This is a genomic window from Nostoc sp. CCY0012, assembly GCF_963920855.1.
In the GTDB taxonomy this organism is placed as follows: Bacteria; Cyanobacteriota; Cyanobacteriia; order Cyanobacteriales; family Nostocaceae; genus Cyanocohniella.
On sequence record NZ_CAWUDM010000015.1, the window covers coordinates 59,634 to 86,470 of the forward strand.

General features: G+C 41.2%; 26 protein-coding genes, 2 tRNA genes and 1 pseudogene. 17 read left to right on the top strand and 12 right to left on the bottom strand.

Annotated features, from left to right (window positions below; all coding sequences use genetic code 11):
* The first annotated feature begins 40 nt into the window (after positions 1-40).
* The 4 genes from ACM0OS_RS06195 (at position 41) to ACM0OS_RS06210 (ending at position 2,964) form a co-directional block, all read left to right on the top strand.
* Positions 41-112, top strand: a tRNA-Gly gene (locus ACM0OS_RS06195).
* 598 nt (positions 113-710) lie between these two features.
* Entirely contained in the window at positions 711-1,118 is a 408-nt protein-coding gene (locus ACM0OS_RS06200; protein WP_414542294.1) for a hypothetical protein, read from the top strand.
* A 4-nt stretch (positions 1,119-1,122) separates the two neighbouring features.
* Positions 1,123-2,388, top strand: a complete 1,266-nt coding sequence (locus ACM0OS_RS06205; protein ID WP_414542295.1) for a glutamate-5-semialdehyde dehydrogenase — start codon at positions 1,123-1,125, stop codon at positions 2,386-2,388.
* Positions 2,389-2,478: 90 nt separating this feature from the next.
* Complete coding sequence (locus ACM0OS_RS06210) at positions 2,479-2,964, top strand: 4-Cys prefix domain-containing protein (RefSeq protein ID WP_414542296.1); 486 nt, start codon at positions 2,479-2,481, stop codon at positions 2,962-2,964.
* A gap of 59 nt (positions 2,965-3,023) precedes the next feature.
* Here the strand turns inward: ACM0OS_RS06210 and ACM0OS_RS06215 are convergent, their stop codons facing one another.
* The 3 genes from ACM0OS_RS06215 to ACM0OS_RS06225 form a co-directional block, all read right to left on the bottom strand.
* Complete coding sequence (locus tag ACM0OS_RS06215) at positions 3,024-4,091, bottom strand: fatty acid desaturase (protein ID WP_414542297.1); 1,068 nt, start codon at positions 4,089-4,091, stop codon at positions 3,024-3,026.
* A gap of 202 nt (positions 4,092-4,293) precedes the next feature.
* Positions 4,294-5,346: a fatty acid desaturase gene (locus ACM0OS_RS06220; RefSeq protein ID WP_414542298.1), complete on the bottom strand. Its 1,053-nt coding sequence runs from the start codon at positions 5,344-5,346 to the stop codon at positions 4,294-4,296.
* A 242-nt stretch (positions 5,347-5,588) separates the two neighbouring features.
* Positions 5,589-6,407, bottom strand: coding sequence for an acyl-CoA desaturase (locus ACM0OS_RS06225; protein ID WP_414542299.1), 819 nt, complete (start codon positions 6,405-6,407; stop codon positions 5,589-5,591).
* A gap of 85 nt (positions 6,408-6,492) precedes the next feature.
* On the opposite strand from ACM0OS_RS06225, the gene ACM0OS_RS06230 reads away from it, so the two are divergent.
* Both ACM0OS_RS06230 and ACM0OS_RS06235 read left to right on the top strand, forming a co-directional pair.
* Positions 6,493-7,725 (top strand): aminotransferase class I/II-fold pyridoxal phosphate-dependent enzyme, encoded by a 1,233-nt coding sequence (locus ACM0OS_RS06230; RefSeq protein ID WP_414542300.1) that lies wholly within the window; start codon positions 6,493-6,495, stop codon positions 7,723-7,725.
* Between the two features lie 42 nt (positions 7,726-7,767).
* The gene (locus ACM0OS_RS06235) at positions 7,768-8,145 is read left to right on the top strand and encodes a GxxExxY protein (protein ID WP_414542301.1); all 378 of its coding nucleotides are present in this window, start codon (positions 7,768-7,770) and stop codon (positions 8,143-8,145) included.
* Between the two features lie 64 nt (positions 8,146-8,209).
* Here ACM0OS_RS06235 and ACM0OS_RS06240 read toward each other — a convergent pair whose 3' ends face one another.
* Positions 8,210-9,403: a Coenzyme F420 hydrogenase/dehydrogenase, beta subunit C-terminal domain gene (locus ACM0OS_RS06240; protein ID WP_414542302.1), complete on the bottom strand. Its 1,194-nt coding sequence runs from the start codon at positions 9,401-9,403 to the stop codon at positions 8,210-8,212.
* A gap of 162 nt (positions 9,404-9,565) precedes the next feature.
* Between ACM0OS_RS06240 and ACM0OS_RS06245 the strand changes: the two genes are divergently transcribed.
* The gene (locus tag ACM0OS_RS06245) at positions 9,566-10,363 is read left to right on the top strand and encodes a PspA/IM30 family protein (protein ID WP_414542303.1); all 798 of its coding nucleotides are present in this window, start codon (positions 9,566-9,568) and stop codon (positions 10,361-10,363) included.
* 54 nt (positions 10,364-10,417) lie between these two features.
* Complete coding sequence (locus tag ACM0OS_RS06250; RefSeq protein WP_414542304.1) at positions 10,418-11,023, top strand: hypothetical protein; 606 nt, start codon at positions 10,418-10,420, stop codon at positions 11,021-11,023.
* A gap of 328 nt (positions 11,024-11,351) precedes the next feature.
* Here the strand turns inward: ACM0OS_RS06250 and ACM0OS_RS06255 are convergent, their stop codons facing one another.
* A complete protein-coding gene (locus ACM0OS_RS06255; RefSeq protein ID WP_414542305.1) occupies positions 11,352-12,635 on the bottom strand; it encodes an aspartate aminotransferase family protein in 1,284 nt (427 codons plus the stop codon).
* 151 nt (positions 12,636-12,786) lie between these two features.
* Between ACM0OS_RS06255 and ACM0OS_RS06260 the strand changes: the two genes are divergently transcribed.
* On the top strand, positions 12,787-13,854 hold the full coding sequence (locus tag ACM0OS_RS06260) for a potassium channel family protein (RefSeq protein ID WP_414542306.1): 1,068 nt from the start codon (positions 12,787-12,789) through the stop codon (positions 13,852-13,854).
* A 173-nt stretch (positions 13,855-14,027) separates the two neighbouring features.
* Here ACM0OS_RS06260 and ACM0OS_RS06265 read toward each other — a convergent pair whose 3' ends face one another.
* Together ACM0OS_RS06265 and ACM0OS_RS06270 are read right to left on the bottom strand one after the other, a co-directional pair.
* On the bottom strand, positions 14,028-14,357 hold the full coding sequence (locus ACM0OS_RS06265; protein ID WP_414542307.1) for a DUF2973 domain-containing protein: 330 nt from the start codon (positions 14,355-14,357) through the stop codon (positions 14,028-14,030).
* 286 nt (positions 14,358-14,643) lie between these two features.
* Positions 14,644-14,961, bottom strand: a complete 318-nt coding sequence (locus ACM0OS_RS06270) for a DUF2605 domain-containing protein (protein ID WP_414542308.1) — start codon at positions 14,959-14,961, stop codon at positions 14,644-14,646.
* A 486-nt stretch (positions 14,962-15,447) separates the two neighbouring features.
* On the opposite strand from ACM0OS_RS06270, the gene thrS reads away from it, so the two are divergent.
* Genes thrS through ACM0OS_RS06285 form a run of 3 tightly spaced genes read left to right on the top strand, consistent with a single transcriptional unit; the run spans position 15,448 to position 17,823 of the window.
* A complete protein-coding gene (gene thrS / locus ACM0OS_RS06275; RefSeq protein WP_414542309.1) occupies positions 15,448-17,292 on the top strand; it encodes a threonine--tRNA ligase in 1,845 nt (614 codons plus the stop codon).
* A gap of 55 nt (positions 17,293-17,347) precedes the next feature.
* A complete protein-coding gene (locus tag ACM0OS_RS06280) occupies positions 17,348-17,536 on the top strand; it encodes a hypothetical protein (RefSeq protein WP_414542310.1) in 189 nt (62 codons plus the stop codon).
* Entirely contained in the window at positions 17,521-17,823 is a 303-nt protein-coding gene (locus tag ACM0OS_RS06285) for a type II toxin-antitoxin system RelE/ParE family toxin (protein WP_414542311.1), read from the top strand. Before ACM0OS_RS06280 ends, ACM0OS_RS06285 begins: the two co-directional genes overlap by 16 nt.
* 93 nt (positions 17,824-17,916) lie before the next feature.
* Here the strand turns inward: ACM0OS_RS06285 and ACM0OS_RS06290 are convergent, their stop codons facing one another.
* Positions 17,917-18,165, bottom strand: coding sequence for a hypothetical protein (locus ACM0OS_RS06290; protein WP_414542312.1), 249 nt, complete (start codon positions 18,163-18,165; stop codon positions 17,917-17,919).
* Positions 18,134-18,466, bottom strand: a complete 333-nt coding sequence (locus ACM0OS_RS06295) for a DUF6972 family protein (protein ID WP_414542313.1) — start codon at positions 18,464-18,466, stop codon at positions 18,134-18,136. The genes ACM0OS_RS06290 and ACM0OS_RS06295 overlap by 32 nt, the downstream gene beginning before the upstream one ends.
* Positions 18,467-18,633: 167 nt before the next feature.
* Between ACM0OS_RS06295 and thrB the strand changes: the two genes are divergently transcribed.
* From thrB to ACM0OS_RS06310, 3 genes are all read left to right on the top strand, one after another.
* The gene (gene thrB, locus ACM0OS_RS06300) at positions 18,634-19,551 is read left to right on the top strand and encodes a homoserine kinase (RefSeq protein ID WP_414542314.1); all 918 of its coding nucleotides are present in this window, start codon (positions 18,634-18,636) and stop codon (positions 19,549-19,551) included.
* Positions 19,552-19,557: 6 nt separating this feature from the next.
* A complete protein-coding gene (locus ACM0OS_RS06305) occupies positions 19,558-20,103 on the top strand; it encodes a hypothetical protein (protein WP_414542315.1) in 546 nt (181 codons plus the stop codon).
* A 249-nt stretch (positions 20,104-20,352) separates the two neighbouring features.
* On the top strand, positions 20,353-21,966 hold the full coding sequence (locus ACM0OS_RS06310) for an NAD(P)H-quinone oxidoreductase subunit 4 (protein ID WP_414542316.1): 1,614 nt from the start codon (positions 20,353-20,355) through the stop codon (positions 21,964-21,966).
* Between the two features lie 1,304 nt (positions 21,967-23,270).
* Here the strand turns inward: ACM0OS_RS06310 and ACM0OS_RS06315 are convergent.
* Positions 23,271-24,047, bottom strand: a complete 777-nt coding sequence (locus ACM0OS_RS06315) for an SDR family NAD(P)-dependent oxidoreductase (RefSeq protein WP_414542317.1) — start codon at positions 24,045-24,047, stop codon at positions 23,271-23,273.
* Positions 24,048-24,309: 262 nt separating this feature from the next.
* Between ACM0OS_RS06315 and ACM0OS_RS06320 the strand changes: the two genes are divergently transcribed.
* Together ACM0OS_RS06320 and ACM0OS_RS06325 are read left to right on the top strand one after the other, a co-directional pair.
* The gene (locus ACM0OS_RS06320) at positions 24,310-25,806 is read left to right on the top strand and encodes a hypothetical protein (protein WP_414542318.1); all 1,497 of its coding nucleotides are present in this window, start codon (positions 24,310-24,312) and stop codon (positions 25,804-25,806) included.
* Between the two features lie 115 nt (positions 25,807-25,921).
* Positions 25,922-25,995, top strand: a tRNA-Val gene (locus tag ACM0OS_RS06325).
* 64 nt (positions 25,996-26,059) lie between these two features.
* Here ACM0OS_RS06325 and ACM0OS_RS06330 read toward each other — a convergent pair.
* Positions 26,060-26,377: a hypothetical protein gene (locus ACM0OS_RS06330; RefSeq protein WP_414542319.1), complete on the bottom strand. Its 318-nt coding sequence runs from the start codon at positions 26,375-26,377 to the stop codon at positions 26,060-26,062.
* A 119-nt stretch (positions 26,378-26,496) separates the two neighbouring features.
* Positions 26,497-26,837: pseudogene (locus ACM0OS_RS06335) on the bottom strand (hypothetical protein); the annotation flags it as partial.

Here is a 26,837-nt window from a genome sequence, read left to right on the forward strand (position 1 = left end):
ACAAAAATAAATCTGAGAACATAGAGTTTACATGAGAAATGCGGGTATAGCTCAGTGGTAGAGCGTCACCTTGCCAAGGTGAATGTCGCGCGTTCGAATCGCGTTACCCGCTTACGAAGAACCTAACATCCAAGTCAATGATTGTAACTGCAACTTTTGTGTCTGTGGTTATTTTTTATTTTGTAGGGTGTACTACACTTGATTCAAGGTGGTTATTGTCAGGTGCAAAACATAGTTCAGTACTGAAGTCAGCCGCCATCTACCTGGAGTAAGAGTCACTGCTTGATGTCGTGATTGATGAAATATCACCGCAATCCTGATTTAATCGTAAAAAGTTGATACTAATAGTAGTGTCCCCAAAAAATTAGGGTTTGCTGGTATCTGTTGCCCGTAGGTGTAGCCTTTCCAAAAAACTTGTGTTAGGAATGTTCGCCACGTAAGCTTAGAAATGTACCAGTTATGCCAGCACAGTAAATGCCCAAAATCTAAATCACATGAACAGAAGTAGATTATTCAACAAAATGGCCAGCACTCAAAGAAGACAAAAATAATGGTAATGGTTAGCTTTATCTAGCATTGCTAATCATCACAATGTTAGCATCGCCTTTGATATTGATAAAAAAGCTGATTAGAGATAAACCAAAACCCAGACATGGGCAAACGGTTTGCTCACGCAACATGAAAAACACGCTCAAGTCAGTAGAACGCTTGTGCAACCACAAAAACCAGAAAAAATTGACTTTAATAAGGAATATCCCTGTCCTTGCCGTCGCAAAGGACAATTAGTTCCGATTACCCTGACAGAAGCATTTGGTTGCGATCGCTGTCAGCAAATTTTTGTAGTAGAAGATAATGGTCATGTCCTAGAACAGCTTTCAACCACCTATCCCTACAAGCGAGCTTGGCGCTGGACGGGAAATAGTTGGCATATTGTGCCGACTCGGTTAGGAGAAAGCTACCTACCTATAGCGCTGGGCATTATTTTCGTGCTAGTGATTATATGGTTACCATTAGCACTGCGATTGGCAAATAGTTCCAGCATTATGGCTTGGGCGATGGTGGCGGTGCTGTTGGCTATTTTGCCAGCACTAATGGTCTGGCTTACCTACAGACGTTAATTCCATGACCGTTGAAGTTTTAGATGATTACCCCGAACCAATTACGAGCGCTCAACGCGCTTATCAAGCTTCCCTAAAATTGGGATTCACCAAGGGAGCAGACCGCAGTCGCGCTGTGTTGGCAATGGCTGAGGCTCTGGAAGGCTCATTTGACGACATTTTGGAAGCCAATACTTTGGATTTGGAAGCCAGTAAAGAAATGGCTGTGCCAGAGTTAATTTTAGATTGGCTGAAGCTCACTCCTACAAGGCTAGAAACCACAGTAGAAATTCTCCAAAGGTTAGGGGAATTATCAGATCCGTTGCGGCGGGTGAGGAATGCTGACTATCAACTAGAAGATTCCCAAAGTTACACTCAGTTAATGCCTTTGGGTGTGATTGGGTTTATTTATGAAGCATTTCCCGATTTAGGGGCGATCGCAGCTGGTTTATCTATTAAAACTGGCAATAGTATTATTCTCAAGGGTAGTACAGAAGCTAGTCATTCCAACGAGGCGATCGCTAACGTCTTGCAAAACGCCATTGAGGAAGTTGGTTTGCCATCAGGCTGTGTGGAACTAATTACAGCCGAACATGGTGCTTCCATTCGTGATTTAGTCACCCAAGACAAGTATGTGAATTTAGTCATACCCTACGGACGTTCGACCTTAGTCCAACAGGTGATGCGACAATCAACTTGTCCAGTCTTAAAATCAGCAATGGGTAACTGCTACCTTTACTGGTCACTCAACAGCAGTTTAGACATGATTCGCTGGATGATTATGGATAGCCATGAAAGCGAACCAGATCCAGTAAATGCCATTGAAAAAGTACTGATTCATCGCCAAGCCTTACCATCATCTTTAGCAGTGCTGTGGAACAGCTTGAAGGAAAAAGGCTTTGAAATCAAAGGCGATGAAGAACTAGTAGAAGCATTCCCCCATTTACATCTAGTGAAAGAAGGCGAATGGGGTAGCGCTTACTTAACAAAAACCGTAGCCTTTAAATTAGTAGATAGTTTAGAAGATGCGATCGCTTGGATTAATCAATATAGTAGCGGTCATGCTGACTCTATTGTCACGGAATCTTATCAAGAAAGTCGCCAGTTTGCCTTGGGTGTGAACAGCGCTTCGACATATATAAACACCTCGCCGCGTTTTTCGCGTAACCCTTCACGGGGAGACTCAGTATTTCTCGGTATGTCTAATCAAAAAGGACACCGCAGGGGATTTATTAGTTTGGAAACTCTAACCACGGTTAAACACATTGTTCAGGGGAATGGACGGTTTTAAAATCACAGGCGATATTTTGGTTGTTGAGGTATTTTAAATTACAAATAGGGCAAGATAAAGAATGAGATAAATCTTTTACTTGCCAAAACTATGAGCCTGTGCATTAATCCTCACTGTGCGACTCCTAAAAACGCCGACAATATTCTTTTCTGTCAAGCCTGTGGTTCAGAATTACTATTACAAGGGCGATATCGAATTATTCGCCAGTTGGGGGAAGGTGGTTTTGGCAAGACTTTTGAGGTTAGCCACAATAACAGCCTCAAAGTTTTAAAAGTGTTGACCTTAGATGATGCTAAAGCCGTATCACTATTTCAGCAAGAAGCCACAGTATTAAGACAGCTAAATCATCCAGGGATACCGAAAGCAGAAGAATACTTTACCTTTTTACCGAGAAATAGCCAATCACCATTGCATTGTTTAGTGATGGAGAAAATTGAGGGGTTGGATTTATGCCAGTATATGGAACAAAAAGAGAATCGCCCCATTGATGAAAAATTAGCAATATTATGGCTGACTCAACTAGCAAATCTCTACGAGAGGCTGCGCCAACGGGAACGCCTAAAGGCGAATGCGTGAGACAAAAAAAAGTCCGCACAAGCGGACTACATAACACCAGATTTTCATTTGCTAGTCATCTACTTCTGATCCGAAGTGTAGTAAACCTTACTACCTGTATCCGGAACAAAACGACAGCTAATAGCAGAACGCCATAAGGATTTCCAAATAGGTTCTGAAGACTTACGAAAATATTCACCCATAATTGGTTTAATCGCCTCAGTTGCCTTTAGTAAATTGTAGTGAGGCATATTGAGGAAGATATGGTGAGCAACATGAGTACCAATATCGTGATGGATGTGATTGATAAAACCGTAATCTCTATCAATACTAGAAATTGCACCTTTAAGAAAAGTCCAATCTTCTCCACGATACCAAGGAATATCTTGCTCTGTATGATGCAAAAAGGTCACCAAATCTAGCCAAATTACAAACACAATGTAAGGCATGGCGTAGTATTTTAGTAACCACATCCAACCCCATTGATAGGTAAGGAAACCCAGCAAACCTACCATGCCAATCCAGAGTACAGTACTGGTGATGATATCCCATTTTTCAGATGGCTTAAAAAGTGGGCTACTTGGCGAAAAGTGAGAGCCTTCCTTACCCGGAGAACGTTTAAATAAATATACAGGATAAGCCAAAAGAAAGACATAATATCTGCCTATCTTTTGCATCAAGGGCATTTCCTTATATTGTGATTCCGTCACCGGATACCAGCTCTCATCATTATCTAGATTGCCAGTATTTTTGTGGTGAGTTCTGTGGCTAATTCTCCAACCGTGATAAGGAACTAATATCGGTGTGTGAGATAAATGTCCAATTAAATCATTGAGCCATTTATGCTTAGAAAAAGATTGATGTCCGCAGTCATGCCCAACTACGAACAAAGCCCAAAACATTGTTCCTTGCATGACCCAGAAAACAGGCCAAAAATACCAAGAATCCAGATAATGTGCTACTGCATACAGCACACTGATAATCAGGATGTCACGAAAAAAGTAAAATAGGGATTTGGTCACACTAGGCTGAAAACATTCAGCAGGTATTGCAGCTTTCAAATCCTGAAGAGTAAAGGGAAGTTGGGTTTTTTCTTCAGACAAATTACAGTCGTCAGGATTATTAAAAGCAATGGTATTTGATTGCACTGGATTCTTTTGTGGGATATAAATCAGATTTTTTTGACATATCTTTAGTATCAGCTTTGACTAATACGCAAGAAGATAATTCTGGTAATTCACCTAACAATTTAATTAGATAAACAATTACCAGAATCTATTCAATTTACAGGATAATAAACGATATTGCAAACAGCAAATACGCTCATAGGCCAACTACTGGCAATGCTATTTATTTTCCTGCGTAATATTCGTTGAAAGTTTGATAACCAATATCAGTTTGGTACAATTGACATTCGTCTGTAATTTGCTTCATTAAAGACCAAGAAAACTGACATTCATCATGTAGATAAGGCTGCCAATTTTCCTTGATGCTACTGTAAGCCATCCGCAGATTATAAGAAGGAATAGCAGTAGAAATATGATGCGGAACATGGACATTGATATCATGGCACAGGATTTCTACCCACCGGGGATAATCGCAGTGAATGGTACCAAATAGCTGTGCTAAAGCCTCATTCCACTTGTTTGCTGCCACAAATGGCACATCTGAGGTGGTGTGGTGAACGATGGTGAAGGTACTCATCCAAAAATGGTAAACCATCCAGGGGAGTAGCCAAAATTTGACAAATCCCCAAATACCAGTTGTAGCAATCAACAGAGGAAATGCGATCGCAGCAAATACAACTACTACAGCCACCGAAAGCTTGACACTTGATTGGTCTTTGGTTTTGAAGTTTCGCCAGTCAAAATGCACTACTGCCCAATGTCCAATGGAACCTACCCACCATAGGCGCTTACGCATGAAGCCTTCAAAGGCATATTGTTTCAAGGGGGTCCAATTTTCAAACACGTGTGTTCTAATGGGATGCCAAGCATTATCCTCATCCAATTTATTGGTGTGAGCATGGTGATAGTTATGCTTAATCCGCCAACTGTGAAACGGATAAATTAAAGGCATCATAAATATGTGTCCCACCAAATCATTTACCCAACGACGGTTGGCAAAAGATCTGTGACCACAATCATGGCCGATTACAAAAAAACCTGTTAAAGCAGTACCTGTAAAAATCCAAGCTAAGGGCAAGAGAAACCAAGGACTGATTGTCAGTAGATAGTAGCCCAAGGCAACCATAGAGACACTGAGCAAGGCTTGTGTCCAAGCTTTACGACGGTTCTTTTGAAAACATTCCCGTGGCAAGCTTTTGATAATATCTTTTAACTTCAGGTTGGGATCGCCGAGGTCATCGCCTAATTTTTGGCTGTTGATTATTGATGTAGTCATGGACACCTGGAAAACAACACGCGTTACTGTCAAGTCACCGAAAACAGCGACTTGGCGCAAAATTTCTTAACATTAGCGTCTCGGATTATAGCAACCTAAGCTACACAAGCGCACTATTTTTAGTAGCTGTGGTCAATATTTTCCGAGAGAGTGAATGGTTATTAGTTGTTGGTAGAAATTACTTTTTCGCCAATAGTGAACAAATTCTGTAATTTATCCACTATTGACTATATCTTGAAAAATTACTGCTTTTTATCGGCCAACTTTACATTAGTCGCTAGACCAAATACTTGCAGCAATTGAATGGTCATCCAAGTTAAATCGATTTCCCACCATTCCAGCCCGTGACGAGCTGAGTATTGAAAAGCATGGTGGTTATTATGCCAGCCTTCACCGAACACTAGCACGGCGACCCACCAGCAGTTAGTTGAGCGATCGCCTGAATCATGGCTGCGATAACCAAATTTGTGGGTGGCGCTGTTTACAAGCCAGGTGCAGTGGTAAACCCAGACAATGCGAACAAATATACCCCAAACCACAAAAGGCCAGCCACCAAGGTACATGAGTAATAAACCCAGTGCCACCTGAATCAAAATGAAATATTTCTGTAAAAACTGATAAACTGGGTCTTCTGCAATGTCTTTGGTGAAGCGAGGAACGTCAGCGTGAGAGGGAGAATGATAAATTAACCAACCCATATGACTCCACCAGAAGCCTTTATTGGAATCATGGGGATCTGGTTCGGTATCAGAATGTACATGATGAATGCGATGTGTCCCTATCCACTCAATTGGCCCTCCTTGACAGGCCAATGTCCCGCAAAAAACCAAGAAATATTCCAGCCATTTGGGAGTTTGAAAACTGCGGTGGGTAACCAGGCGGTGAAATCCCAGGGTAATACCTAGACCACCTGTCACCCAATAAAGAAACAAACCCACACCAACGGCTGCCCAGCTAAAGTTACCAGGAACAAAGGCAAAAAGAGCGCCGATGTGCAGAAAAACGAAAAACAGGGTATTTACCCAGTTAACTTGAAGTTTAGTTGAAGTAGCAATTGTCATGCAATAACCCGAATTGAAATTGTCCAGCCTAATCTGCGCGATTGGAAAATCCGCATATCTATAATTTTTTTTGAAAGAGGAACTAATGAACAGCTTGGAACAGCTGCAACAAGCAGAACAGGCATTGATAGAAATTTTTTCTGGAATTGACGCTCAGGTCAAGCATAATCTGAAAAGAGTCTTGGATGCCTTTCGTAATCACCGTGTAGGCGCACACCATTTTGCTGGTGTTAGTGGTTATGGTCACGATGATTTAGGACGAGAAACTTTAGATAAAGTTTTTGCCGAAGTCATGGGTGCTGAAGCTGCGGCTGTGCGAGTACAGTTTGTTTCTGGAACTCATGCGATCGCCTGTGCTTTATTTGGTGTTCTCCGTCCTGGAGATGAGATGTTAGCAGTGGTCGGTTCTCCTTACGATACGCTGGAAGAAGTCATTGGTTTACGGGGTCAAGGTCAAGGTTCCCTTATTGAGTTTGGCATAAATTACCGTCAATTGGAGCTAACTCCAGAAGGAACTATAGATTGGCAAACCTTATCTCATAGTGTGGCTGAGAATACGCGTTTAGTATTAATTCAACGTTCTTGCGGCTATTCCTGGCGACCGAGTTTATCAATTGCGGATATCGAAAAAATCGTTCATCTAGTTAAACAACAAAACCCCAATACTGTCTGTTTTGTAGATAACTGTTACGGCGAATTTATTGAAACCAAAGAACCGACAAATGTGGGTGCGGATTTAATGGCGGGGTCGCTGATTAAAAATCCTGGGGGGACGATTGTCAACGCCGGTGGTTATGTTGCCGGTCGGGCTGATTTAGTGGAAGCGGCTGCTTGTCGTTTGACTGCTCCTGGTATTGGTAGTTATGGTGGTGCGACCTTTGACCAAAACCGCCTGCTTTTTCAAGGCTTATTTTTGGCTCCCCAGATGGTAGGGGAGGCGATGAAGGGGACTCATTTGACTGGTTATGTGTTTGATAAGTTGGGTTATCCGGTGAATCCTGCACCCCTGGCGCCTCGTGGGGATGTGATTCAGGCGATTAAGTTGGGTTCTGCTGCCAAGCTAATTGCTTTCTGTAAGGCGATACAACAGCATTCACCTGTGGGTTCTTATTTAGACCCTATTCCCGATAATATACCGGGGTATGAGAGCCAGGTGGTGATGGCTGGGGGGACGTTTATTGAGGGGAGTACTTTGGAGTTTTCGGCGGATGGGCCTTTAAGAGAGCCTTATGTGGTTTATTGCCAAGGTGGGACTCACTGGACTCATGTGGCGATCGCACTAGAGGCGGCGATGCTGGCGGTGTCAGAAGTTACATGAGTTAAGATTGTGTCACGCAAAGTCGCAAAGGCGCAGAGAAAGATGACGGAGAATGAGATAGCGAAGGTGATTGTGGATGCTGCCTTTAAGGTTCATGTGAAGTTGGGGCCTGGTTTGTTGGAATCTGTTTATGAGTCTGTTCTGGCTTATGAGTTAGAAAAGCGGGGGTTGAAGGTAACAAGACAGCAAGCTATTCCAGTGGTTTATGAACAAGTAAATTTGGCAGAAGGTTTTCGAGCCGACATTATTGTTGAAAGTAAGGTGATTATCGAACTTAAATCCGTAGAAGCAGTTCACCCAGTCCATAAAAAGCAACTACTCACCTATCTAATCCTTGCCAACAAACGCCTTGGCTTACTCATCAACTTTGGCGCCTTACTCATCAAAGACGGTATTTCCCGTGTCGTCAACAACTTATAAAATCATCCAAAAAGACGCAAAGACCTTGCAATTCCTTTTGCGCCTTTGCGTCTTTGCGTGAAACTCACTCCGGTAACTTATACTGCCCAACAATCCGCTTCGCAAACTCCGGCACATGCTCCTCCAACTTCTGTGGATGATTCCGCTTCACATACAAATAATTCCGCGTAAAGTGCGAATCAATGGAAAATCGCGCATACTCCAAACCCTTAGGCCCAATTCTCTCAATCACCACACCCATGAGTTTCGCCGCCCACATAGGTAAAGTCACACCCTTATCGTAAGCCGGAATACTCTGTTGCACCGCTTCTTTGCGATTCCCTTGGGACATTACAGGCTGAGTATCTAACTGGTCTTGCACCAAGTCCAACATTTCCTTTCCTGTATCATTCCTGACTACAATCCACTGCCAACCAAAGGGTGCGCCCATATAACCCACAACTAAATCTGCCAGTGAGTTGACGTAATCAAAGCAACTCATACAGGAAGGAGCAAAGACGTCTTTAAGTTTATTCGTCTTTAAACCAAAGAATGGTACTGTTTCCGTGGAACCATCTTCATGTTTAAAATGCACCCGAAAATCTTGCATGAATTCATAATGTACTACTGTCTCAGGCGATCGGCTGGTGGTTTCTAAGAATTTTTGCAGCCCAGCGCGGGTAACATTATCTACGCAAGGTGTACCTAAGACATACAACTTTTCTAAACCTAGTTGTTTTTCCACAGCCCTAAGTGCCTGAATTTGGCAACCCACACCAATTACCAATAATCGCTTCATCCCCGATCGCTCTATTTGTTCCAAAACAGAAAGGTTGGGCGATAGTGTAGGTTTATTTACCCTTGCTGCCAGTATTTCTTCTGGGGTACGGGCGATAACAGGCATGGGTTGAAAGCGGTCTTCTTTGGTGTTCTGCACACAAACCACACCTTCAACTAGGCCGCGATTGAGCATTTCAATGGCAATGCTACTAACGATACCCGTCCATTGTGCGCCTTCGATGGGCTGCTGTTTCCGGGCCGCCATCATGTCTTGATGCACACCGAAGTAAAGTTCATTGTCGTTGTCGAGGTCACGCGATCGCCTATGCGTCTGTTCTTCTAAGTCGCCTATCTGCTGATTAATAAAGGCGCAGGCTTCCTTGACATAGTGAATATAATATGTATCACACAGTCCGCACTCGCTACAAAGTTCTTTAGCAGGGCGACGGCTGGTAGGTTTGAGGGCTTTGGCTTTTTTGTGAGGAAAAACTGAAGTCATGTTAAGCGCAATTTGTTATCTCAAAACTTAAGATAGCGGAATGCTGTATCTTACACAAAATTTCAACGCAAAAATCAAGATTTCAGTTATATATGAATTAGACTAAATTAAAGTATTATATACTGCATTTTTACGTATTATCACGGTAATAAAAACAAAACTATGGGATTAAGTAAACGCATCAATGGTATTGTCCATGCAAATGTGAACAGTACACTACGCAACTTCAAAAAAGTAGATTTCCAGACAGCTGAAAAAGCAGCATTCGTAAGTGGCGGATTAGCCGCTGGTGCTGTCGTATCGGAAACAGTGGGTGGAATGGGACTAGCCGCCGCCGGAACAGCTATTGGTATTGGTGCGCCTCATTTATTAGCTGTAGGAGCCGTTACTGGTACAGCCGCTTACGGAGCGAAAAAGGGAATAGAAAACCGAGACTCTCTAGCGTTAGGTGCAGCTGCATTAGGAGCAGCAGGTGGTGTAGGAGTTTCCAGCACCATTGGCAATATGGGATTACTAGCAGTCGGAACGGGATTTAGCATAGGTATGGCTCCTGTGACGGCGGCTGGTGCAGTGGTAGGACTAGGTGCTTATGGTGTATTCAAGCTCTTGGATGGAAATCACGATAATGATTCAAAACCAATTATTGAATCTCTCAACCAAGTCAAACAAAGCATCATAGAAAATATTCATACTGCCAAAGCCAATCAAAAAAGATTACAAGCATATTATCAACAAACTCAAAACAAAATCGCATCTTGCCATCAAATAGCCTTATTAGCTATGAAAAAACGTAGTGAAGACTTGGCTCGTGAAGCTTTGATGCGTAAGTATACCCACCAACAAAATGCCAACAATCTTCACAAACAACTAGAAGAACTAACGACAACGATTAATAATCTATTCCTTGATTTGCAATTTATAAATCAAACAATTATTCAAATAAAAACCGAAGGAAGCTAAAACAAAAAAGTTTATATATTCCTCTGTAGTTCATTCATTTAATTCTTTTACATCATGAAAAAACTAGGAATTGTTATTATCATCGCTTTCGCCTCAACGCTGACGGCCTGTTTCCAAAACTCACAAGCTGATACACCACCAATTTCCCATTCTTCTCCTAAGCAAGCAAAATCAATTGCAGAGGTTCCTCCCGAACAACCAAAACTTCTCTCAAATCCTCCACATTGTGACGATGGCTGTCAGACACTTGACACAGATACTAGTTTTAGTGAATCACCAATTAAACCAGAACTCATTGCTTATTTGCCGACATGGGAAAATATCTGTAAAAAAACTCAGCAACAGCCTTATTGTACTATTTTGAAACCTTATCAATTTGCTGATGGCATAGTTTACCTCAAAGTTTCTAGCACTGAATCTTTTGCTATTGATATTCATTTCACATCCGGTATCGATAGAAATAGAGCTATGAGTATTGTCCAAGCTGCTGTCAACAGTCAAGATGCTTTTGAAAAAACTGAAGAAACCAAAGATAAAATAATTTTGTATGGAGGCCCCTTTGATGATGGGAATGAAATTTATTATCTAGCAGTGACTGAGTTAATCTTAAATGCTCAAAACCAAGTTACTCAAATCACTTCCGTCTCGACAACTCCATAAAATTTCACTAATTATTTCGGATGACTTTGTATAATTCAGTAATTACTCTTGACGTTGTGTGAATTTATTTGTTCTTCAGTAGCTGTTAGTTTAACTTGTGTGCGCTCATACAACAATACCAATACGGGGACTGGCAGTGAATTAGCCAACCACCCGTTTAATAAGGATAGCGATGGCATCACCGCTAATTCCTAGGGAGTGCAAGAAAGTTGGCGATTAAGCCGTCATTTTAATATCGGGGGTTGGGTTGGTTTGACACATTCTTTCTAAAATAGAGGTAAGGTGCGCGAAGACCAATATCTCAAACGCACCCTAGTAGATTTTTGACTTAATTGACTACAGAGGCGATCGCCTTGTCAACAGCTTGCAATGCCAAATCGATTTCGGCGGCTGTGACAATCAACGGTGGGACAAACCGGACAACTTTGGGCCCGGCTGGTACTAGCAACAAACCCTCATCAATAGCTGCTTTCACAATATCAGCGGCGGTTAGCTGAATATCTGCTTGCAACTCCATCCCATTAATTAAACCCCAACCCCGGACTTCTGTAATGTAGTTAGGATACTTTGCGGCGAGGGCGTTTAATCCAGCGCGTAACTGTTCTCCTCTAGCTTCTACATTCTGCACAATATTCTCTGTTTCCAAAGTTTGGCAGACAGCAAGGGCCACCCCACAGACAAAGGGATTACCACCAAAGGTGCTGGCGTGTTCTCCTGGTTGGAAGACATCACAGAATTTCTTACTCATCATGGCGCCAATGGGGATACCACCACCTAAACCTTTGGCACTGGTAAAGATATCTGGTTCTACACCCAGATGTTCATAACCCCATAACTTACCACTGCGTCCCATACCCACTTGCACTTCGTCGAACATCAACAAAACGCCAGTTTCATCACAAATTTGCCGCAGTTTTTGAAAGTAAGCCACATCACCAGGACGCACACCACCTTCACCTTGCAACGGTTCAATTAAAATTGCCGCTACCCGATAATCACCTTCATCTAATTCAGTAATTGCTTCCTCTATGGCATTAATATCGTTGTATGGTACATATGCAAAACCAGGAACTAAAGGATCAAAGTATTTTTGATACTTCGGTTGTCCCGTAGCGGTGACTGTCGCTAAAGTCCTACCGTGGAAACTAGCATTGGCTGTTAAAATAATTGGCTTGTCAATGTCTAAAACTGTGTGGGCATACTTGCGTGCCAGTTTAATGGCTGCTTCGTTAGCCTCGGCTCCAGAATTGCAGAAAAATACGCGATCGGCACAAGAATGTTGAATAATCCATTGGGCTAATTCACCTTGTTCGGGAATGTAGTACAAATTAGAAACATGATGCAGCTTTTTGATTTGCCGCGTTACTGCTTCTACCATTGCTGGGTGGGCGTGTCCTAAGGTACAAGTGGCAATTCCCGCCACAAAGTCCAGGTATTCTCTACCCTGGGTATCCCAAACTCGGCATCCAGCACCTCTATCTAAAGCTAAGGGAAAGCGGGCATAAGTTGACATGACAGCTTCATTAAAGCTATCGGCGTCAAAAGGGCTAGATGACATAGAATCTGACTTTGGGGGGATGGTGACTTCCTCAATGAGAGTTTGTCTGCTCACTACCGCGCCTCCTGATAAATCTTTAATCTTATACTCACTTACTAGTTTCCTAGAAATTATTAAAAATTACTTTTTATTTATCACATCTGATACTTTTTTATAGGCTAACAGTTAAATATGCTCCCCGGCTGGGCAGTAGTAAATAAAAATTGTGTATTCTACACTTGAGAAAAAATACCGACAAATTCAAAAAGAGTTAATGCTAGGAATGATATCCCTCGGTGGTGTCTTCCTCTTGGGTACGTTGTGGTATTGGTTAGTTGAGGGATGGTCATGGGAAGACGCAGCTTACATGACGGTTATTACCTTAGCTACCGTGGGATATGGCGAAATAAACCCGCTCAGTAGCCGTGGCAGGTTATTTACTATAGCTTTGATTGTATTGGGTGTAATCAATATCGGTTACATTGTCAATAGATTAACAGAAGCTCTGATTCAAGGCTACTTTCAACAAGGTATTCGTCTCCAGCAGCAAAGGCGCTTAATGGAATCCTTATCAGGACATTATATTATTTGTGGATTTAGTCGTACTGGTCGGCAAATTGCCAAGGAATTTCAGGCGGAAGGTGTGGAGTTTGTCATAATTGATTCTGATTTAGAATCAGTGCAAGATGCACAGGCAATCGGTTATGTGGCTTTTCAAGGTGATGCCACACTGGATGATACCCTATTGCAAGTTGGTATTGACCGGGCGACTTGTATTGTGGCGGCTTTACCATCTGATGCCGAAAATTTATATACTGTACTTTCAGCAAAAACACTTAATCCCAAAATTCGGGCGATCGCCCGCGCCAGTACAGAGGAAGCTCTAAAAAAATTACAGCGCGGTGGTGCAGATGCTGTGATTTCTCCTTATATTACAGGGGGTAAGCGCATGGCGGCGGCGGCTCTCAGACCCCAAGTATTAGATTTCATGGATGGTGTGATTACTGGCGCTGGTCGTGAATTATACATGGAAGAATTTTTGATTGACTCCGATGTTTGTCCGGTGGTGGGTCAAAGTTTACACAAGGCTAGACTGCGATCGCAAACTGGGGCCTTAGTTCTGGCCATTCGCCGAGTTGATGGCATTTTAATTGGTGGCCCCACAGGGGAGACAATTTTAATGCCGGGAGACACGCTAATTTGTATGGGTACATCTGAACAGCTGCGTAAACTCAATCAAATTCTCGGGCCAATTAATTCGCAACAACTACGACGACCGAGACATCGCTCATAATGGTTATTGTTTAGTATTTATAATTTTACCCTTACCCATTGGTGACATAAATTAGAAAGCGATCGCCTGGTTGTTAAGTACCAATTGCGATCGCTTTCATTTATACTGACATTTTAAATTTTTAAGGAGTTTAGCGATGCTAAATCTCTACCCTACGAATTCTAAAAATTATATTAAGCCTCTTCTTGACGATCGCTTTTCTGTCCTGGAGAAGCTTCATAAAGAGCATCTAGCTGTTGACGCGCATCTTCAACGTTGACTGAACGCATTACTAATAGAGGCTCTTTAATTAAGTTGCCTGCATTATCTAATAATTCTGGATGGGGAATAAACTGTTTTTTTGCCGAAAAATAGGCAACATTACCCTGATTACCTCTAGGCGAATATTGAGATGGATAAGATCTCTCTCGATCAAAACTAAACATAATCAAGTTGCGGATTAAGTTGGCAACGGCTATAACAGCAAGGATTGTAAAAGCAAGAATGTAAAGTAGGTGTAACATCAGATTTTCCTCCAGGGGCAGCAATTTTTAAAATTTGATACTTTAACGCTGTACTTCGTTGGTGTTTTGAATGGCAACGAGGACTTTTATCTTAATTACCAAGATGCGTTTATATTTAGATTGGAAAAAAATTTAACCGTTATTCAAACTACGGTAGCATAGGATACATTATTTGATAATAAAAATAATGTTAAGGATTTTTTCCGAACAATGCGACTTGTATACATATGTCTTACCGTTCGTTGTCCCAATCAGCCTGATCTGGTCAAGCAGCCATAGCCAACCCTCACAGTTCGCGTGCTTGACGAAATTTCATTGAAGTATTCCAGCATTCCGTTACCAGTTGATGCCAGGGCATTAAGGTATTCATATCAATCCCGACTTGTCCATCGGTTGCGGTAAACAACATCTTGGCTGTGTTGACTTCGTTTTGCGCTTGTTTAACTCGCAAGAGAAAATCAGATTGCTCTTCGTGACTCATAAACGATAGTTGCTCGGTTTCTAACAATTCACGCGATCGCGCAAACCAATACTGAAAATCCTCTAGTAGAGGTTCTAATACCGTTTTCAGCAGATCAGCCCCTGGTAAATTTGAGTCTCGCATAAATAAAAAGTATATTTCTAACTCCTCTACTAATATTAACGTTATTTACAATATTTAACATTATTATATGCTCTCTCTAAGGATAGATTGTCGAAAAATCTGTAATAATGACTACGAAATAAACTAAAGTTAAGATTAGCGCAAGTTTTGTGTAAACTTCAGGACACAAAAAAGCTATACGGAGCATGAAGCCAAAGGATTTTCGGCATTGCGTTAGCGTAGCTGACTGGAGATAACTAGTTAAATCAAAGGTGAATAATCCTCGAATGTGGCGCTGAGTATTTTACCCTCAGCAGTTAAGGTTTATGAGAACAGGATTAATTCAACGGGAATATTTAATTTAAAGTAATCAAAATCGTTATATTTGAAGCAGTACAGGAAAGTGCTGAGTGCTGAGTAAAAGCCCCTAGCCTCTATTCCCCAATCCTTGGGTAGATTTTTCCTAGCATCAACTACTAAAATTATCTTTTTGCAATCACTTCGCCAATGGTTCAGCAGCCGATGTCGCCAAACTCATCTCTTAGTCAGTCAGAACAACCGGAAAAAATTTATTTACCGCGCACCAGCGAATCGGAAGAATTAAAAAAGATTCGTCATACAGCTTCCCATGTGATGGCAATGGCGGTACAAAAGCTGTTTCCCAAGGCGCAAGTTACAATTGGCCCCTGGATTGAAAACGGTTTTTATTACGACTTTGATAGTCCAGAACCATTTAGCGAAAATGATCTAAAGGCCATCAAGAAAGAGATGGTGAAAATTATTAATCGCAAATTGCCGGTGATTCGGGAAGAAGTCAGCCGAGAACAAGCCGAACAACGGATTCAGGAAATCAAAGAACCTTACAAACTAGAAATCCTCGGAGATATTAAAGAAGAACCCATCACAATTTACCATTTAGGTGAGGAATGGTGGGATTTGTGCGCCGGGCCTCACGTCGAAAATACCAGCCAATTAAACCCTAAAGCTATTGAATTGGAAAGTGTGGCTGGTGCTTATTGGCGCGGGGATGAAACCAAGGCACAATTACAACGCATCTATGCTACTGCTTGGGAAAGTCCAGAACAACTGGCTGAATATAAGCGGCGTAAAGAAGAAGCCTTGCGGCGTGACCACCGTAAACTTGGTAAAGAACTAGGATTATTTATATTTTCCGAACAAGTGGGGCCGGGTTTACCCTTGTGGACACCCAAAGGTACTTTGTTACGGAGTGTCTTAGAAGATTTTCTTAAGCAGGAACAGCTAAAACGTGGTTATCTACCTGTAGTGACACCACATATAGCCAGAGTAGATTTATTTAAGACTTCTGGACACTGGCAAAAATATAAGGAAGATATGTTTCCTTTGATGTCGGATGACGAGGAAGCCGCCGCACTAGAACAAGGCTTCGTTCTCAAGCCGATGAATTGTCCGTTTCACATCCAAATATACAAGAGTGAATTACGTTCCTATCGGGAATTACCCATCAGATTTGCGGAATTTGGTACTGTTTACCGCTACGAACAATCAGGAGAATTAGGCGGTTTAACCAGGGTACGCGGTTTTACCGTAGATGACTCCCACCTATTTGTGACTCCAGAACAGCTAGACAACGAATTTCTCAACGTTGTAGATTTGATTTTGTCGGTATTCAAAAGTCTGCAACTGAAGAACTTTAAAGCTAGACTCAGTTTCCGAGATCCCAACAGTGATAAGTATATCGGTTCCAATGAAGTTTGGGATAAAGCTGAAGGCGCGATTCGTCGTGCTGTGGAAAAATTGGGAATGAATTACTTTGAAGGGATTGGGGAAGCGGCGTTTTATGGCCCCAAACTAGACTTTATCTTCAGTGATGCTTTAGAACGGGAATGGCAATTAGGAACTGTCCAAGTAGATTACAACTTACCAGAACGGTTTGATTTGGAATATGTAGCCGAAGATGGTTCTCGCCAACGTCCCGTAATGATTCACCGTGCGCCTTTTGGTTCCCTAGAACGGCTAATTGGGATTTTGATTGAAGAGTACGCTGGTGATTTCCCCTTGTGGTTAGCGCCAGTGCAAGCCAGATTGTTACCAGTAGGAGAAGCACAATTAGATTTTACCAAACAAGTAGCGGCCAAAATGGTAGCTGCCGGTATCCGTGCCGAAGTCGATACTAGTGGCGATCGCCTGGGTAAATTAATCCGCAATGCTGAGAAGCAAAAAATACCTGTAATGGCGGTAGTAGGCGCTAAAGAAGTAGAATCTAATAGTTTGAGTATCCGTACCCGTGCTTCTGGGGAGTTGGGCGCGATACCTGTAGATGAGGTGGTAGATAAAATGAAGCAGGCGATCGCAAACTTCGAGAACTTTTAAAAGTCATTAGGCTAGGCATTGCCTAGTCTCAAAAACTAAATTACTAAAATAGCCTATGATTACCACAAAAGCACAAGTACAATCTCTTTTGCAGCAACTACCAGATGACTGCTCAATTGAAGATATCCAGTATCATCTATATGTCATCGAGAAAGTTCGTCATGGACTGGGAGTAGCTGATACAGAAAAAACCCTTAGCCAACAAGAAGCTAAAGAACTTTTGAGCAAATGGCTGATCAAGTAGTCTGGTCTAAAAAAGCATTAGAAGATGTAGAAGCGATCGCTACATATATATCTCGTGACTCGGTTTCTTATACTGCTACAGTGGTTCAGGAAATACTTGATGTAACTCGACATTTGAATGAATCGCCCTTTTCAGGTCGAGTAGCGCCAGAATTTAGTAAAGATAACATCAGGGAAAAGTTTGCATACACTTATCGAATTATTTATCGAATTCAAGATGATACTGTGACTATTGCAGCCGTGATTTATGGCAAAAGACTTGTAGATAAACTTGATAGCGATCGCTAACTTCGAGAACTTCTAGCAGAAAGTAGGGTGAGTATTGCTCACCCTGTCAAAAAATCACCCACAGTAAGTTGGTAAAGTTTAACAAGACGCTTGTCATGCTGCAACTGAAGCTGTTAATCTTCCTTCGACTCGTTCATATTCATCTTCAAGTAGCCAAAGTTTTGCTTCTTCGTAGGTGTCACTAGAAAATACCAATTGATAATTCTGATTTGGATCGTAAACACAGCTTTTACCGGAACTGTCACTTAATAAAATCAGAACGTATGGAAGTGAAGCTGTGGGATCGATCCATAGCTCTGTGAAGTCCCAGTTATCTGCCAGGTTTTGTGCGTGGGATAACATGGTATTTGTTTCCTTTTACTTTCATTTCAGCGTAATAAAGTGGGAATTTATCTCCGTCACAACTGACACGATATCCAATTGGTTCGTCAAAGCATATTCCACAGCGTTCATGTCCGCGAATGCACCCTGTAAATTCCCCTTTCTCTATGATTGCTTGAGCAACTATATATATTGTCACTTCATCAATAAATATATGAGCGCTGCCTTCTTTTTGGAGTAGCTGTTGCATTTGAGGAGTATCTGGGAGATGCTTGGCAACGTGTTTAGTGTCGAGAGTTAGTTCGCGGTCAATTAAACTCATTCAAAGCAGTTTTACACATAATTGAGAAACTTCGTTAAAGAATTTATCAGCGATCGCTTACTCAGATATTCTGTTTTACAAACCATACCTTGCCGCAATTAGCAAGACTCATGAGCAAATCAACCCTTTACATGAGATGCTGGTTGATGATTGGAGAGTATTTGCAGATGTCTGTTATTTCTAGTATCACTGTTACCATTCCCGCCACTACAGCTAACTTAGGGCCTGGTTTTGACTGTATTGGTGCAGCTTTAACTCTGTACAACAAATTCAAGTTCACTCGCCTAGATGAGGGTGGATTGATTATTCATGTCACAGGTGCAGAAGCCGAACGGGTGCAAACCGATGAAAGTAATTTGCTCTATCAGGCTTTTGTCAAGTGCTATCAATATATAGGGCAAACACCGCCATCGGTAAAAATGGAGATTGAGTTGGGTGTACCCTTGGCGAGAGGTTTGGGTAGTTCAGCTACAGCCATTGTCGGCGGCTTGGTTGGTGCGAATCAATTAGCGGGTGCGCCTTTGACTCAGTTACAAGTGATGGAATTAGCGATCGCTATGGAAGGACATCCTGATAATGTAGTACCAGCACTGTTGGGGGGATGTTGTTTGGCTGCTACCAGTGATGATGGTTGGGAGATTTGCGATATTCCCTGGAATGAAAATATCGTCCCAGTACTAGCCATTCCTGATTTTGAGCTTTCCACCAGTGAAGCGCGACAAGTTCTACCCACCGCAGTCAGTCGTGCAGATGCAATTTTTAACACAGCGCATCTAGGGTTATTATTACGCGGCTTGGAAACTGGTAAGGGAGAATGGTTAAGGACGGCTTTGCAAGATAGATTGCATCAGCCATATCGTCAAGCTTTGATTCCTGGTTACAATGCTGTGAATGCAGCTGCGGTGAATGCTGGTGCGTATGGCATGGTGATTAGCGGTGCAGGGCCAACACTGTTAGCTTTAGTAGATAAGTTGCATTCCCCATCTGTAGAGTCAGCCATGTTATCAGCTTGGCAATCAACAGGAATTACAGCAACAGTGCGATCGCTTTCTCTGGATACCCAAGGTGCAAGCTACGAAGGATAAACCGCAATGATTAATCCAATTCATACAGAAATCACAACCCTGAACTCACAAATTCAGGCTCTCCAGCAAGAACGGGCGGCGCTAACTATTGATAATGTATTATCTGGCGATCATGATTCAGCTAATAATCTATTATCTAGGGAAAATGATTCACCGTCGGCAATGGTTGAAGCTTATCGCCGCCAAGCCAGAGAAAATCCCCAATTGTCGGTAGAACTCAAGGGTATAGACGATGCGATCGCGGCCTTGGAAATACAGCGACAATACAAACAAGCTGAATTAAAAAATTGGCAAACAGAATCAAGACAACTTACCCAAGAGCAAGAGTTAGAAGAAGCCAGAGAAGTCGCTCAGGTTCACGCCGAACGCATTAATCAACTTGCTGCGGAACTAGCAACAGAAATCCGCCTGCTCAAATCTTGTGCTGATTACCTCAGTCCCATGTATTGGCACGTCTACTACAAGCCTTTTATTACTGGGTTTAAGACCATTTCCGTTCCTTATGTTCGCTCAGATGGGGAAGTCTGGTCTATTGTTAACCGAATTGTGTAAAATTGTCGGTATTTATCCAAAATCCTAGAAACTATAGCTTAAATTGGTGGTTTTAGCCGCCTTTTTTATTGTTTTTTTGTTGACGTTGCAAAAATTTACAATTAAAATGGTTTTGACAGGAATCAATGAGTATTTATTCCTAAAATTTTCTCGAAAAATAGCAATTAGGGATAATTTACATTTACAAAAGTAACGATTCCTTAATATAATGTAATTAAAAGTAAAAAGGTAAATTGATTGTCAGAAGTGATGAATGCTATTGAATTTCCCTGGCTGTCAGCCATAATTTTATTGCCCTTGGTGGCTGCCTTAGCCATCCCTTTAATCCCAGATAAAGAAGGCAAAACCGTTCGCTGGTATGGTCTAGGAGTTGCGATCGCCGACTTTGCCCTGATGATTTATGCTTTTTGGCATAGCTACGATTTTCAAAACTCCACACTGCAACTCGTAGAAAACTATCCTTGGGTTCCCCAGTTAGGATTGAATTGGTCAGTAGGGGTTGATGGATTATCGATGCCCTTACTCCTGTTAACAGGCTTAATTAACACACTCGCAATCTTCGCGGCTTGGAAAGTTACCAACAAGCCGCGATTGTTTTATGGTCTGATGTTGGTGATGTATAGCGCCCAGATCGGCGTATTCGTCGCCCAAGATTTGCTGTTGTTCTTCTTAATGTGGGAAATCGAGTTAGTACCTGTTTACTTACTGATTGCCATCTGGGGAGGGCCAAAACGCCGTTATGCCGCGACTAAGTTTATTCTCTATACAGCAGCCGCATCAATATTTATCTTGGTAGCTGGTTTTGCAATGGCATTCTCTGGAGATACCGTCACTTTCGACATGGCAACTCTGGGAATGAAGCAATACCCCAAAGCTTTTGAATTGTTAACTTATGCAGGTTTCTTAATTGCCTTCGGTGTGAAGATGCCAATCTTCCCCTTACACACTTGGCTACCTGATGCCCACGGTGAAGCATCTGCACCTGGTTCCATGATTTTGGCTGGTGTGTTGTTAAAAATGGGTGGTTATGCACTGATTCGCATCAACGTTGAAATGTTACCTAATGCCCATGTTTACTTTGCTCCCGTTTTAGCAGTTTTGGGTGTAGTAAACATTGTCTACGGTGCTTGCTGTGCCTTTGCCCAAACAAATCTCAAACGCCGCTTGGCTTACTCTTCAATTGCCCACATGGGATTTGTCTTAATCGGCATTGCCTCCTACACCGAAATTGGTGCTAGCGGTGCAGTACTACAGATGGTTTCTCACGGTTTAATTGCTGCTAGCTTGTTCTTCCTCTCTGGTGTAACTTACGAACGTACTCACACCTTGATGATGGACAAAATGGGCGGTATGGCTAAAGTAATGCCTAAAACCTTCGCTGTATTTACTATTGGTTCAATGGCTTCACTGGCTTTACCCGGAATGAGTGGTTTTGTCGGCGAATTGATGGTGTTCCTCGGTATTGCTTCCAGCGATGTTTACAGTTCCAGCTTCAAAGTTGTAGTCATCGTGTTGTCAGCTGTTGGCGTGATTTTGACACCAATTTACTTGCTATCCATGCTGCGCCAAGTGTTTTACGGTCAGCAAAGCGAAGAATTACATTTAGATGCTGTAATTGCCGATATCAAACCCCGCGAATTGTTAATCACGGCTTGTTTGATAATTCCCATCATCGGCATTGGTTTCTATCCCAAGTTGGCTACGCAGACTTATGATGTGAAAACAGTAGAATTAGCAGCCCATGCTCGTCAAGTTCTACCAGTTGTGGCACGTCAGCAACCCGCAAGTTTGTACTCACGTATCTTTACAGCACCAACTTTAGCTTCTTCTCAAGTTGAAACTTTAGTTAATATTGCAGAGTAAATATAAGTTCTATTGATGCTCCCTGCATTCCGCTTCTAACCATGTTTTTCACTTGTAGTTTTTCATAGGCCATAAGGTCGTTAAACCTTACCACGCATAACGCTTGCTTAATTGCGTTATCTTGATGAAAAAGGCTTGGACAAGAGCCAAGCCTTTGTATATACCAGGTGTTTACCATATCTAGACAATTTATATCTAATTGAATATTAATTCATCTACCTTAAAGTTATGTACAAATCCTTTAAAAACTGATATTTAATATTGCACATACATAAAATTATACAAAGCTAGCATAACATGAATATCTATAATAGTTTTATTCATACTCTGGTGAGATGTTATTTTATGAATATTAATTTATCTCTCCTCAAAATCCTTTTTTTATACAAAAAATACCCTGGTTTTTGTTCCAGAGTATATATTTTCTACCATCAATCAAGAGTCTAAAAAGATAAAATTGTTTCTTTTAATTAGTGAAACATATATTTTTATAATTATTATTGATTATGTAAGGCATATATTTTTTTACAAAAGAGGCTTGACTGTTAGCCAAGCCCATACATACCAAGAGTTTACCATATCTTGTTAGTTTAAATAGTCTCTTACTTAAGTTCCTCTATCTATAGTTAAGTAGAATGGTGTAAATAATTAAAGGTCTGTAGTGAGGACTTTAGTCCTCTAATAAGGACTGAAGTCCTTACTACGAAACGCGTACCTATGATTTGCAAGAAATCCAGTATCTGAGTTTCTTGTTGTTTGCAAATCAAATAGAATTTATATACAAAAAAGGCTTGGTATGAACCCAAGCCCTAAAGTAGAAGTAGAATCTATTAGAATAATTTAACTTTCAGAACTTAATGATTCATCATCCAATAGGCAGTATACAAAGATTCTTTGAACTGATATGGCATTTCTTGATGACCACAAAAAAGGTTTAGCCAAATGCTAAACCTCCATAGAAAGCAGTTATTCGACACACCAAAATTAATTTACACTTCCGCTTGCTTAAGTTCATCTCTCTCGAGGATGTGTCTAAATAAGTTGTAATATGATATTGTCGATGAGTGATACCGATTTGCAAAAAGAATGTTATGGATGAGTAGGTTGGCTAGAACGCAGTAAAATCTAATAAAATCGTATGTTTTGGCGTTGGATTATGCCTCCCGAACACTAGGTGAATTTACCTCAATCCAAACTACATTTGTCGCAAATATTTTGTGAATTAGCATAAGATTAGTCAAGAAAATAGTTTTGATATTGAACTAAGCAATGTATATTTATCTTCTAACTTACTTCAATAATTTTTAATTTTTAAACTGTTTTGCCAAGAGACTCAAAAGAATTTTTCGTGGTACTAATCGAGCTAATGTACTTCTGATTTGAGTAGTAATGTCACCCATTATCAGTGTTGGCTGACCATTCTCTAGTGCTTGTAATGATTGATAAACAACTTCTTTAGAAGAATAAGCTTTGTCTACATTTCCTAGCAAAGTTGCAGGAAAGTTAGCTTCGGTAAAAAAGTTAGTTTCTATGGGCCCAGGACAAGTGACTAAGACACGCACACCATAGAAACGATTTTCTGCCCACAGTGCTTCACTGAAGCTGAGAATAAAAGCTTTACTCGCTGCATATACAGAAAGATATGGTATTGGTTGAAATGCCGTAATTGATGATACATTAATAATGCTACCGGAACGACGTTGCCGCATTAAAGGCAAAAATTTATGCGTTAAATCTACTAACGCCAAAATGTTGAGTTGTACGATTTTGATTTGTCGTTCTCTGTCTCTTTCGGCAAAGTCACCATAGTCACCAAAGCCAGCATTATTGATTAATAAATCAATTGTTAACTTTTTTGTCTTAGTCGCATCAAAAACAACATCTGATGCATCAGTTTCAGTTAAGTCTTTGACTATCACATCTACTTGAATTTGATATTGCTCTTGTAGTTGTTTTGCTAGCTGATGTAGTTTTTCTTCAGAACGAGAAACAAGCACAAGATTTATCTTGCGTGCAGCTAATTCTTGGGCAAAGGCTTTGCCAATACCACTAGAAGCACCAGTAATTAAAGCAGTGGTCATTATTCAGCAAATATTTTCTTATTAACCTTATAAATTTTAACAATACTTTCTACAGCTTTTAAATATCTAGTTTTATTGAAAACCTATAATTAACACATAAGCATAATTTATTACTTACGTATAACAGATTTAAAGTCTAAGTATAAACAATGCAAATTACCTTATGAGATAAGAGTCTAAGAGATTTTTTGTATACATACTAGTAGTATATTTTTTTCGTGGAAAATGGGAACAATAAATTTATAAGTTACAGATAATATCTATGTATTGTCTTAATAAAAAAGCTTGGCAAATTTTGCATGATGAAGTTCAAAAATGCAGTGGTAATGACCAAGTGGGTAAAATTGAGCAGGAAATTGTCATTAAACGACTAAAAAAACTGCGATCGCAACAAGGCTCTCCTGCTGGGTTAGATGAACTGCGCGATACAGTTATAGATATATATCCGCAATTTAGTGAGAGTACTCTTAAGCAAGCTGCACGAGCGAATCAACCACCTGGTATTTTTGCCAAAATAAAATGGGCAACCATCCTCGTAAGCAGTTCAGCCGGGATATTATGGATCATTAACTTGCCTTATCCCATGATTCGTTGGCCTGTAGCTAAAACCATACCAATTTTACTATTGCCTAGCTACATGAGTATGGATTATCACTATCGAGGAGTAATTGATAACCTTGAGCAAGCAGACCAATTAGTGAATAAAGCTACTAGCCCTGCTGATATTAATCGGGGTGCAAAGAAAGTTCAAGCAGCAAAAAAAAATCTGGAAAAATTACCAGTTTGGTTTTTAGGATACTATCCTCAGGCTTATTGTGGTTTATTTGGTTGCAGTTGGAGGTTTACTCTAGATGAATTTGAAACAGCTCGTCAGCGGGTAGCACGGATAGATGCCATTGTTTTTCAAGACCAAAATGCTTTTACACCATTCAATCAAGGCGAACAGATACTAAAAGCTGCAAAACAGCAGTATGAGCAGGCTAATAGTACCAAAGATAGAGAACAGGCGATCGCCTCTTGGCAAGAAGGAATTGACCAACTCGCAGAAATTCCCCAAGGAACATTAGCCGCAAAAACTGCACAAAGCAAACTCAAAGCCTATAAACGTGATTTTGAAAATGCACGTATTGGTAATTTCATCACCGCCGCCCAAGAATTTGATTTGGCTGCGGAGAAAGCCAAGCAACAACAACCCCAAACAGCATCTCAATTATGGCAACAGGCCGTTAACCGCATTAACCAAGTTCCTTTAGAAAATCCTCGGTATTTAGAAGCACAGAAATTGTTAGCGTTCTACCAAGGAAAACTCCAGAGTGTTGTTGATCCTCATAGTGGTAGGTTAATTGAGGGTGCTAAAGAATTTGCCCTAGCCGCTGCTCAAGCATCCCAAAATCCACCGCATACAGATACACAGTGGAGACAAATTGCCAAATTGTGGTCAACAGCAATTGAGCAACTGCAAAGAATTCGTGTAGAAGAACCAGGTTATCTAGAAGCGCAGAAGTTGCTAGCGACATACCAAACCAACTTAGGAATTATTGAAACTCGACTGCAAGCTGAAATTGAGTCAAAAACATCCCTACAACAAGCCAATGAGCAAATTCAAAGTTTAATCACTGCACCTCCCTCAGACTCTCAGCAGCTAAAAGGTCAAATACAAGGCATTATCAATCAGCTGAAAACCATCAAATCAGGGACAACAGCCTACGCAGAAGCACAAACACTACTGTTATCGGCACAAAACAGGCTCAAACAATAGATATTTGCTTCAAATAGGTTGTGATAAGACCAGCAGCATCGTGTTTATGCTCAATTTTACAGTAATATTTGCGTTGCTGTAAAATATATGCTATGTTTATTATTCGTGTGGTTAAGGACGTATAGCTCAGTTGGTTAGAGCGCTACGTTGACATCGTAGAGGTCACTGGTTCGAATCCAGTTACGTCCATTTAATAATATAGGCTGTGTAAGGGCTCTGTGATTTTACACATAACTTTGTCACAATAGCAAGCTTATGGTTCCAAACCGATTTCCCTTCGTGCTGCTTTAAGGGCAACGCGAACTTTTTTGTCACGAAAACATCCTGGTTTAGCTAATAGCTGCTTCACTAGGGTAAATTTTTTACATTCCTCCCACCCAACACAATCGTTTCTAATTACAAAAAAGTCTGGTGTGTGCAAAACTCCTAGATTTAGCCCATTCTTCCCTTGATAGTCCAACTTGATTAGAGGGGGTTGGTCGTAAAACTCTAAAACTTCCTCATCATGCTCAAATTTGTAGATAGTAGGAAGTTCGACGCGATGAGACTCAAATTGAATAGTGACTCTCATCTTCGACTGGGATAACGCCCAGAAACATTTTTTCGTCCACCTCCTACCCGACGAGATGGTTCTGAGGAGCAAATTTTTTCAATCAGATTTTGCGCTTGCGAACAGAGATTCAGACTTAATTATTCTTGTTTGGATTCTAGAACTGGAATAAATAACCAAGAACGCCCTTTTTTCCTGTCACTGCGTTCCCAAGCTATGCCATCAGGATCTCGTTTTTGTGACCATTGAGGAAATTCAGCAGGTTTTGTGTACCATATCTCTAGAAGTGAACGTGGTTTACGTTGTAAGCGTTTTGCCAGTTCATCTGGGGTTAACTCCCAATTCTCCAAATCTGCTGGTGCAGAGTTCTCATCTATATCCTCTGATGGCTTGAGGGTAGGTGAATGAGTTTCAGCGCTAGGAGAGATACTGGAGTTTAGACTAGGCAGCAAGAAAAGACTCAGCAACGCTGAGTTGAAAA